Consider the following 8,873-nt stretch of genomic DNA (forward strand, 5'->3'; position numbering starts at 1 on the left):
GACGCATCCGCAAAGTGGATCGCTCAGCTTGGAAAGAAGAAGTCAACTATCACCGCCGTTCGCTCAGCGAGACGGGGATGTACCGACTCAAAACCGTTTTCACAGGTGAGGTGTGTGCCAGAAAGATAGCAGCTCAAACCACCGAGTTGATGATTGAATGTAAGGCGCTCAACCGGATGACGCAGCTCGGAATGCCTGATAGCTACCGCGTTGCAGCCTAGAAAACGACCGAGATGGGAAACCCCTGTCCCTTTCTCAATTCATGCAACAAAGCCGTGGAGAACCATAAAGCCGGCTTCTTTCAGGGAAATCTGCATCTTGAGTCACTATGCAGAAGTCATTGAGCTTAGCAAACCTCCAAATCTCAGTATCTGTTTTCTCAGCTAGGTTGTGGAATTGAACGTGGCTGGATTCAGGAAAAATATCAGCCAACCTATTAACCAACTTACGGCTGAGGTTTTGGTCGAACAGCAGTTTCAAGCCGCACTCACAGACGCAACTAGACGATGCTCGCGATCAGCCGCAAACTCTAAGCATGCCCTGATATCGGTTTCCGTCAGTTCTGGAAAGTCATCAATTATTTCAGCGGTAGACATCCCAGCCGCTAACCAGCCCAAGACATCGTAGACCGTAATCCGCATCCGGCGGATGCATGGCTTGCCACCACGCTTATCAGGCTCAATCGTAATGATATCGTGATAGCTCATAATATGGATAAGTCGCTCGTGTTAGCTAAGTGTAGAGCAGGCTAGCACCTCGCTGCAACGGACGGGCGTCCCTTGGCCGGTCGAGTGTTAAGTACCTGAGCATTAAAATTTACATAGAAGGAATTGTCATTCCGAGCATAGCGTAGACGCTTGCGGCTTCCCGCGGGGTGGAATCTCTCAATCACTGACGCTGCTGGGATAGATGCCTCGACAGGTTGCTCTTTCAGAGCGGCTACGCCGGTTCATGCCCCTTGGGCTATACGGCATGACATCAGGCTCTCCTTTGTAAAAAATGTGTAATTAATTTTGTTCGACTACTTATGGGTTGCCTAACGCCGTTGAGCTTCACCGTCAACTGTAAGATCGTAGCTGGATAATAGCGGCTCTGGAACATCATCGTCTAAATTTAGTTAGCTCGCGCTACAGGTTAATGTCAAGTCATTTGCCATGTCATCTCCTGACCTGCCCCTAGGGGCACGAGCCCAGATTCAGGAAATGGCACCTGATCGGGAACACGCCAGGTCTTTTTGGTCAACGTAATCTGTTCGGTATTGCGCGGGAGCTGATAGAAATCTGGCCCATAGAAACTGGCAAACGCTTCAAGTTTATTGAGTGAATCTACGCTCTCAAACGCTTCTGCATACAGCGCCATGGCGTGCAGGGCCGAAAAGCAACCCGCGCAGCCGCAGGAACTTTCTTTGCTATTGCGGGGATGAGGGGCGCTATCGGTGCCTAGAAAAAACTTGGGACTCCCGGATGTCGCTGCTTGCAAAACGGCCAGGCGGTGCTGCTCTCGTTTCAAAATGGGTAAACAATAAAAATGGGGACGAATGCCGCCTTTGAATAGGATGTTACGACTAAACAATAGATGTTGCGGTGTGATGGTTGCAGCGACATTGTTGGCCGCTAGGACAAATTTTACCGCGTCTGAGGTAGTAATGTGCTCAAGCACCACGCGCAGTTTTGGAAATCGCAACCTGAGTGGAATTAAATGCCGCTCGATAAACGCTTTCTCGCGATCAAATACATCCACGTCTCGGTCGGTTACTTCCCCATGCAGTAATAAAGGCAGGTCTACCTGCTGCATCGCTGCAAAGACGCGATCGCACTTACGAATATCAGTGACGCCGAAGTCTGAATTGGTCGTTGCACCGGCTGGATAGTACTTGACCGCTTTGATAAACTGGGATGCTTTGGCCGCGATAATTTCTTCAGGGCTCGTGTTGTCGGTGAGGTAGAGGGTCATCAGCGGCTCAAACCGTTCGCCAGCCGGAATCGCTGCGATGATGCGATCGCGATAGGCGGCGGCATCGGCGACTGAGCGGATGGGAGGCTTCAAATTCGGCATGATGATAGCGCGGGAAAACTGACGCACCGTATGGGGCAGAACCGCTTTCAGCGCCGCGCCGTCGCGGAGGTGGAGATGCCAGTCATCAGGCCGGGTGATAGTCAGCTTTTGCATTTTTCCATCATAAAACAGCTGACTCGGCGAAAATTCGGGCAAATGCCTATCGAATTTTGTATCAATTCTTAAAAACTGCTAGCCGCAGACGGCAGCATTGATAAACTAAGGGGCATACCTTGCACTGGCCTTACCCTGGGTCGGTTCCATCTACGGCTTATAGAGGACTTAATGGTAGATTCCCTTAGAAAACCAGACCTTCAAGAAACCAAAGCGGGGAACCAGGCTCCACCGAAGGAGTCGATCATTACCCCGCGGTTCTACACGACCGACTTTGAAGAGATGGCCCAGATGGACATCTCCGTCAATGAAGACGAGCTGCAGGCCATCCTGGAAGAGTTTCGGGAGGACTATAACCGTCATCACTTCGTCCGGGATGACCAATTTGATCAGTCCTGGGAGCATATCGACGGCGAAACCCGCAGGCTGTTTTCCGAATTTCTAGAGCGCTCCTGTACCGCCGAATTTTCTGGCTTTTTGCTCTACAAAGAGCTGAGCCGACGGCTGAAGCAGGACAGCCCGGTGCTGGCCGAATGCTTTAACCTGATGTCCCGCGACGAAGCGCGTCATGCGGGCTTCCTCAACAAGGCCCTGTCGGATTTCAACCTGCAGCTTGACCTGGGCTTTTTGACCAAGAGCAAAAGCTACACCTTCTTCAAGCCTAAGTTTATCTTCTACGCCACCTACCTATCGGAAAAGATTGGCTACTGGCGCTATATCACCATCTATCGCCATCTGGAGTCCCACCCAGAGAATCAGATCTATCCGCTGTTCCGCTTCTTTGAAAACTGGTGTCAGGACGAAAACCGCCACGGCGACTTCTTCGCGGCGATCATGAAGTCTCAGCCCCAGTTTCTCAACGACTGGAAGGCCAAGCTCTGGTGTCGCTTCTTCCTGCTGTCGGTGTTTGCCACCATGTATCTGAACGATATTCAGCGGAAAGGCTTCTACGCTCTGCTAGGCTTGGACGCTCGCGAGTACGATATCTACGTGATTCAGAAAACCAACGAAAGCTCCGGGCGGGTGTTCCCGATCATTCTGAATGTGGATCATCCCAAGTTCTTTGAGCTGCTTGACCGCTGCACCCAGTCGGCGGAGAAAATGGCGATCGCGGCTCAGTCCAACCTGCCGAAGCCGCTCAAGCTGCTGAAAAAGCTGCCCAACGTCGCGGCGATTGGCGTGAACCTGGCCCGGCTCTATTTCATGAAGCCGATTGACATGACCGCAACCCGGAATACCGTTCGCTAGCGCGGCTAGTCTCGAACCCAGAGGGCAAGCCCACTGCCTCGCCCTCTGGCCGCGATCGCAGCCGACTCAACCCAAAAGTAGGTAAAAAACGCCTGCTCCTTGAGCGACTGCTGATAGAACTGAGATTCTCGCCTCTCTCCATCGCGAACAAAACCGTCATAGAGGGTCAGCCCGCCTAGCCTGAGCTGCATCTGAGTAAAGTCAAAGGCCAGGCTATTGGTCTTGGCATAGAACTGAGTCGGCCCGGTGAGCTGAATGCTGAACGGGCCAACTTTCACAGAATTTTGAACAAGGCCCCGTCCGGCGGCGGCATCCTCAGCGCTATAGGCCAGCTGAATGTTGAGCCAGCGGGGTAAAAAGCGCCCAGCCCCCAGGATACCGCTCGCTCGCTGGCGGGTCTTTTGGGTGCCGGTGATAAAGCCCAGCCGCCAGGGACCCAGGAGCTGGGAATAGTCATAGCGAACCTTGCCCTGCTTTTCCGCCGCCAAAAGCGCTTCTACAAGCTCATCTGAGGCCGGTGCACTCCCGCCCTGCTGCAAAAAATTAACGGCTTCTTCAAGGATCGGTTTCATCTCAACAAGCACATCCTATTGATGTAATGGGGTGCAAGCATTAATGTCTGATAATGTTTACCGAGTACTGAGTCAGTACCCACTGTGGAAAGGATTCCAGACGAGGCGATTATAGTTCGTGGCGGGCGCAATCGCCCAGAGGATATTCGGCGTGGAACGGGTACTCATCCCTTCAACCGGTCTAACACCTGAGCAGATAAGCAATCTCTTAAATCCGACAGTTCTGAATCCAGCTCGTCAGCAGTGAGCAAGCCTATGAAAACACTTAGAGTCTTTGCAGATTTTCACAACGCAGATAGTCAAGATCGGTTGCGTCTGAACTGTATCGGTACCGTTGAAGACTTAGCACGTCAGGAGATTCAGTTACAGGACGGGCAATTGCTTACTTTGTATAGCGAGGAACTGGAGACAGAAGGAATAGTCCAATACTCATCTGAAGAAAATCTCTGGGTTGCGAAAATCGATTGGAACGCTATTAAGGAATCAGAAAACTTTATGGCACAGGCAAATTTAAAGTGACTTAGTCTCCTGCCGAAAAGCTCGATGCTCAGGCGAATCTAATCCCTGGTGCAGTACCGATAGTACCGTCGGCATATCTCCCAATAGCAAGGCCGATACCGCCAGCCACAGTCCTGGAAATATCTGGCTGCGGATGATGCCTTGCGAGTCGGGAACCTGGCTGACATAGTCATCGGCTTCCAGCCGAAACCAGTCAAACCTGCCCTCCAAGGTGCGCCAAACCAGGTACTCCCGCACCTGATTGCGTCGATAGGCCCGCTTTTTGTCATGCAGGTCGATAGCGGCGCTGCTAGCGGCGATTTCTATCACCAGTTCAACTTTTTTCAGCTCGGGCATGGCCTGATAGCGACGCTCAAACTCAAATCGCGATAGGCGATCGCCATTTTCTAGCGGAATAGTCGGTAGGGATGTTGCAGCTACAGTCATAGGGGGTTCCTTCCTCATAACGCCAGCGTAGCGCACCCCATAAAAAAATTGACTATACAGACTGCTCTTACTAGCTTTCAGGACTTTCTCATCTGAGGTTCAGCGGAGCTGGGTAAGCTAGGGCGAACCTAAAAAAACTGCCATGCCGACTGCCTACCGTTTAGAGCGAATTCATCTAGAAGTAACTAACGTCTGCAACTTCAAATGCGAATTTTGCCCCGATGCGATTATGCAGCGATCGCGCGGTCATATGGACTGGGATTTGCTGAGCCGGGCGCTGGCGCAGATGGCCGAACAGCGGCTGGCCAAGATTGTCGCCTTTCACCTGATGGGCGAGCCGCTGATCTATCCGCGGATTTTTGACGCGATCGCGCTCACCCGCCAGCTCAATCTCAACCTGCACCTCACCACCAACGGCAGCACGTTTCACCTCAAACCCGACCATATTGCTCGGCTCGTCGCTTCCGTCATTCCCAAGGTCACGATTTCGCTGCAAACCCCCGACCCGGACACCTTCATCATTCGCGGCGCTCCCCCCCAGCTGAAGCCAGAGCAGTACTTCGACGGCATTACCCGCTTTGTGCAGGCCAATCTAGCCGATTCTAGTTCGCGCACTCGGGTTCATCTCAAGTTTCTTGACACCACGCCCCACCCTTTTTTAGTCCCTCACAAGGCGATGCACGTGGTTGAAGGTAAAGCCCAAATGCGTCAGGAACTCACCGCCTGGGCCAATCGCCTGCTAGCCGACTATCCGCATCGACCCTCAGCCGCAGACCTACAGCAGCGGATTCGTCAGCACCGGCCCGGACGCTGGCAGGTAATCGAGCTGGACTCAAAGCTCGCCCTGGAAACCTTTCCGCTCGACAGCTGGGGCAATGTCGAAAGCGACCAGGTGATCCCAGCCAGCTTTGGCTACTGCAACGGCACCACCGACCAGGCGGGCATTCTCTACGACGGCACGGTGGTTCCCTGCTGTAAGGACTATGACGGCCAGATTCCACTGGGAAATCTCAACCACCATTCGCTGACCGAAATCCTTGACCAGCAGCAGCCCGCCTGCGGGCTAAGAGAAGGCTTCGACCGCTTTCAGGTCAGGCATCCCGTCTGCCAGCGCTGCATGGGCGCCGATACCCGACCAAAAGCGGCCCTCCGGCAGGTGGGGTCGATCGCCTATTTCAAAGCCTATAGCCCCATCATGAAGCGGCTGCAGCCGGGCTGGGGCGAGGTTTAGGAGCCGCTGCTTGAGCTCGGCAGCTGGCTCTCTAACGGATTGTTCAACGCAGCCCCTTCAGGAGCAAAAAACTGCTGCCTCACCGCCGCCGAAATCAGATGCGAGCGAATGCTGATAACGCCGCAGGCCAACCGAGTGCCGCCGCCGCCCAGCGGTTCGGGCTCGTCTGAGAAATTGTCGCCGCCCGCATGGACGATCAGCGCTCGGCCCAGCACATCGGATAGGGCTAGGCGCGGGGCCAGCACCGGTACCTGAGCGCTGCCCGAAGCTTCCACATACAGCGGCGGCAAATCGCCCAGATGGCCCTCTCCATAGGGACCTTCGTGCTCGCCCGTATCGCGGGGATCGTAATGCCCGCCTGCCGCTAATCCTGGCACAATTTCACCGTCTTTCTCTGCCGGTCCGCAGTCAGCGTTCTCATGTACGTGAAAGCCGTGGACGCCCGCTGGCAGGTTTTCTAAGTCGGGCATAATCAGCAGCCCATATTCCGTATTGGTCAACGAAACTGAGCCGATAGTTTCCCCAACGCCGGTTTCATTGACTAGGCGAAGCGGATAGCTGAGGTACTGGGCTAGGGCGGCGGTGGGTGCAGCGAGGAGAGCCGCGATCGCGACCAGTCCGGTAACGGACATCAGTGGGCGGAGTCTAATCATGATTTGCAGTGAAAAAGAGGACAATGTTCTGAGTTCTGTCCTGAAAATAGATGAATTTGAAGGCGCTATTATCTGCCGCTGTGGGGAATTTGGTTTTTCCATTGCTGGGCTGGAGTATGTAGTCGGGGACCTGACTGGACATCTTTAAGGCAGACCGCCGCCATCACTACAATGGCATTGGTTCAATTATCGTGTTGCTCGTGAGTTCCTCGCCGTTGGCTGTCTCAGATATTCCCCAGATCTTACCTGGAATTGCGCTCAACGCTCAGCAGTGGGCAGCGCTTCAGGCGCTAGAAGCCTTTGTCTACAGCGGGGAAAAGCTCTGTCTGCTGACCGGCTATGCGGGCACGGGCAAGACAACGCTGCTCCAGGCGCTGATGACTCGCCTGCGACAGCAGCAGGACAATCGCCCAATCGCGCTGACCGCCCTGAGCAATAAGGCGACCAAGGTGCTGGCGGCGATGGCCCACCGCTGGGGGCTAGAGGCAGACTGCATGACCTGCTGCCGCCTGCTGGGACTGCGGCCCGCGATCGATAAGGAAACCGGCAAGCAGCGGTTTGAGCCCGACCGAGAGCGCAAGAACCTGGCGACGGACTATGCCCTGGTGATCGTAGACGAATGCTCCATGATCAATCAGGAGATGTGGGAGCTGCTGGTGGGTTCGGTTTCGCGGCTAGACCGGCAGACGCAGCTCCTATTTGTCGGCGACCCGGCCCAGCTGCCGCCCGTAGGCGAAGACGAGTCGCTTTGCTTTCAGCAAATCCACCAGCGGGCCGACCTCACCGACGTGGTGCGCTATGGCAGCTCGATTGGGGCCTTCGCCGCCGAGGTGCGGATGAATCTGGCGCGTCCGGTGCTGCAATTGCCGCCCAGCGATCGCACCGCCGACAATACCGAAGGCATTTTCGTCATTCCCCGCCAACCCTGGGAGAAGCTGCTGCTGCGTGCCTTTACCAGCGAAGCCTACCAGCGCAATCCTGACCAGGTCCGAGTGCTGGCCTACACCAACCGGCGGGTACGCCAGCTCAATCAGATGATTCGCACGGCGATCTACGGCGATAACAGCCCGCGTTTCGTCGCGGGCGAGCGGCTGATTGCTAACAATTCTTGCCTAGCCAAGGACGGCGTGATTCTGCAAACGTCAGAGGAATGCGAGGTAGTGGAAGCCTACCAGACCAAAGCCGATGGCTGGCAGGTCTGGACGCTGGAGATTGTGACGGAGGAAGGGCGAGACCGTAAGCTCAGAGTGCTCCATGAAAGCGAGCAAGCAAGGTTTAAGATCGTCCTCCGGGAGCTATCGGAGAAAAAGCAGTGGCAGGTCTTCTGGGACCTCAAACAGTTTTTTCACGACGTTAACTATGCCTACAGTCTAACGGTGCATAAAAGCCAGGGCTCGACCTTTCAGGATGTCTTTGTCGATGTGCCCAACCTGATGCTCAACCGGCAGGTCAGCGAGCGTAATCAGCTCTGCTATGTGGCCTTTACCCGGGCGGCCAAGCGACTGTTTCTGCTTCAGTTTAGCTCTGTTGCTAACTGAAGTTTCATGTAAAGCACTCAGAATTTCCTGGACAGCAGGCGGCCTTTGCCCCGATCGCGCCTGATTTTCTGTAGCATCAGCAGGGTCAAGCCGCTCAAGATAGCTGAGCGGACTGGGCTAGCAGGGCAGCCTGGGTGCGATCGCGCAGTCCCAGTCGGCTTAAAATGTTGCTCACGTGATTTTTCACCGTTCCTTCTGAGAGGTAGAGCTGTTCGGCAATCTCGCGGTTGCTGGCTCCTTGACCGATGCGAATCAGCACGTCTTTTTCCCGAGGAGTGAGGGCGGCGAATCAGCCGCTGATCTTCGACGATAAGAATTTTGAGCATAGCACAGGCAGAAAATGAGAGGCCGGTTGCGAGCAGCGCCTAGCAGGCTATTGGCCAAACCCATTATACTCTAGACGCCTGATATTTGGACTTTCTTAAAGGACTGAAAATTCATGGTCAACAAAGTTTCTAGCGATGCTTTGTGGGTCGTATTGGCCTGCTCAATACAAGTGTTAATCGCGTCCTTGAAC

The 8,873-nt window shown here is 54.4% G+C and carries 8 protein-coding genes and 4 pseudogenes; 5 read left to right on the forward strand and 7 right to left on the reverse strand.

Annotation, left to right across the window (positions count from 1 at the left end; genetic code table 11):
• Positions 1-221: pseudogene (locus IQ241_RS24270) on the forward strand (IS5-like element ISLesp5 family transposase); the annotation flags it as partial.
• Positions 222-276: 55 nt separating this feature from the next.
• On the opposite strand, the pseudogene IQ241_RS26850 reads toward IQ241_RS24270, so the two are convergent.
• The 3 genes and pseudogenes from IQ241_RS26850 to pyrC all read right to left on the reverse strand — a co-directional run.
• Positions 277-480: pseudogene (locus tag IQ241_RS26850) on the reverse strand (DUF5615 family PIN-like protein); the annotation flags it as partial.
• Positions 477-707 carry a DUF433 domain-containing protein gene (locus IQ241_RS24280; protein ID WP_193912244.1) on the reverse strand — a complete coding sequence of 77 codons (231 nt, stop codon included), beginning with the start codon at positions 705-707 and terminating at the stop codon, positions 477-479. The gene IQ241_RS24280 and the pseudogene IQ241_RS26850, both read right to left, overlap by 4 nt.
• A gap of 433 nt (positions 708-1,140) precedes the next feature.
• Positions 1,141-2,169, reverse strand: a complete 1,029-nt coding sequence (gene pyrC, locus IQ241_RS24285) for a dihydroorotase (RefSeq protein ID WP_193912246.1) — start codon at positions 2,167-2,169, stop codon at positions 1,141-1,143.
• Between the two features lie 171 nt (positions 2,170-2,340).
• Between pyrC and acsF the strand changes: the two genes are divergently transcribed.
• Positions 2,341-3,417, forward strand: a complete 1,077-nt coding sequence (gene acsF, locus IQ241_RS24290; protein WP_193912248.1) for a magnesium-protoporphyrin IX monomethyl ester (oxidative) cyclase — start codon at positions 2,341-2,343, stop codon at positions 3,415-3,417.
• Between the two features lie 5 nt (positions 3,418-3,422).
• On the opposite strand, the gene IQ241_RS24295 is transcribed toward acsF, so the two are convergent.
• Positions 3,423-3,989 (reverse strand): hypothetical protein, encoded by a 567-nt coding sequence (locus tag IQ241_RS24295; protein WP_193912250.1) that lies wholly within the window; start codon positions 3,987-3,989, stop codon positions 3,423-3,425.
• A 255-nt stretch (positions 3,990-4,244) separates the two neighbouring features.
• On the opposite strand from IQ241_RS24295, the gene IQ241_RS24300 reads away from it, so the two are divergent.
• On the forward strand, positions 4,245-4,508 hold the full coding sequence (locus IQ241_RS24300; RefSeq protein WP_193912252.1) for a hypothetical protein: 264 nt from the start codon (positions 4,245-4,247) through the stop codon (positions 4,506-4,508).
• Here IQ241_RS24300 and IQ241_RS24305 read toward each other — a convergent pair.
• Positions 4,500-4,934 (reverse strand): Uma2 family endonuclease, encoded by a 435-nt coding sequence (locus IQ241_RS24305; protein ID WP_193912254.1) that lies wholly within the window; start codon positions 4,932-4,934, stop codon positions 4,500-4,502. The two genes, IQ241_RS24300 and IQ241_RS24305, sit on opposite strands and share 9 nt — an antisense overlap.
• Before the next feature lie 142 nt (positions 4,935-5,076).
• On the opposite strand from IQ241_RS24305, the gene IQ241_RS24310 reads away from it, so the two are divergent.
• A complete protein-coding gene (locus IQ241_RS24310) occupies positions 5,077-6,165 on the forward strand; it encodes a radical SAM protein (RefSeq protein WP_193912256.1) in 1,089 nt (362 codons plus the stop codon).
• A 113-nt stretch (positions 6,166-6,278) separates the two neighbouring features.
• On the opposite strand, the pseudogene sodC reads toward IQ241_RS24310, so the two are convergent.
• Positions 6,279-6,797: pseudogene (gene sodC, locus IQ241_RS24315) on the reverse strand (superoxide dismutase [Cu-Zn] SodC); the annotation flags it as partial.
• Positions 6,798-7,018: 221 nt separating this feature from the next.
• Here sodC and IQ241_RS24320 point away from each other — a divergent pair.
• Positions 7,019-8,356 (forward strand): ATP-dependent DNA helicase, encoded by a 1,338-nt coding sequence (locus IQ241_RS24320; protein ID WP_322743786.1) that lies wholly within the window; start codon positions 7,019-7,021, stop codon positions 8,354-8,356.
• A 94-nt stretch (positions 8,357-8,450) separates the two neighbouring features.
• Here IQ241_RS24320 and IQ241_RS24325 read toward each other — a convergent pair.
• Positions 8,451-8,642, reverse strand: a pseudogene (locus IQ241_RS24325) (response regulator transcription factor); the annotation flags it as partial.
• Between the last annotated feature and the right edge of the window lie 231 nt (positions 8,643-8,873).

The organism is Vasconcelosia minhoensis LEGE 07310 (assembly GCF_015207255.1).
Classification (GTDB): domain Bacteria; phylum Cyanobacteriota; class Cyanobacteriia; order Phormidesmidales; family Phormidesmidaceae; genus Vasconcelosia; species Vasconcelosia minhoensis.

Excerpts from the sequence above, each read along its gene's own strand:
- IQ241_RS24280 (WP_193912244.1), bottom strand. The coding sequence starts at position 707 with ATGAGCTATCACGATATCATTACGATTGAGCCTGATAAGCGTGGTGGC.
- pyrC (WP_193912246.1), bottom strand. The coding sequence starts at position 2,169 with ATGCAAAAGCTGACTATCACCCGGCCTGATGACTGGCATCTCCACCTC.
- acsF (WP_193912248.1), top strand. The coding sequence starts at position 2,341 with ATGGTAGATTCCCTTAGAAAACCAGACCTTCAAGAAACCAAAGCGGGG.
- IQ241_RS24295 (WP_193912250.1), bottom strand. The coding sequence starts at position 3,989 with ATGAAACCGATCCTTGAAGAAGCCGTTAATTTTTTGCAGCAGGGCGGG.
- IQ241_RS24300 (WP_193912252.1), top strand. The coding sequence starts at position 4,245 with ATGAAAACACTTAGAGTCTTTGCAGATTTTCACAACGCAGATAGTCAA.
- IQ241_RS24305 (WP_193912254.1), bottom strand. The coding sequence starts at position 4,934 with ATGACTGTAGCTGCAACATCCCTACCGACTATTCCGCTAGAAAATGGC.
- IQ241_RS24310 (WP_193912256.1), top strand. The coding sequence starts at position 5,077 with ATGCCGACTGCCTACCGTTTAGAGCGAATTCATCTAGAAGTAACTAAC.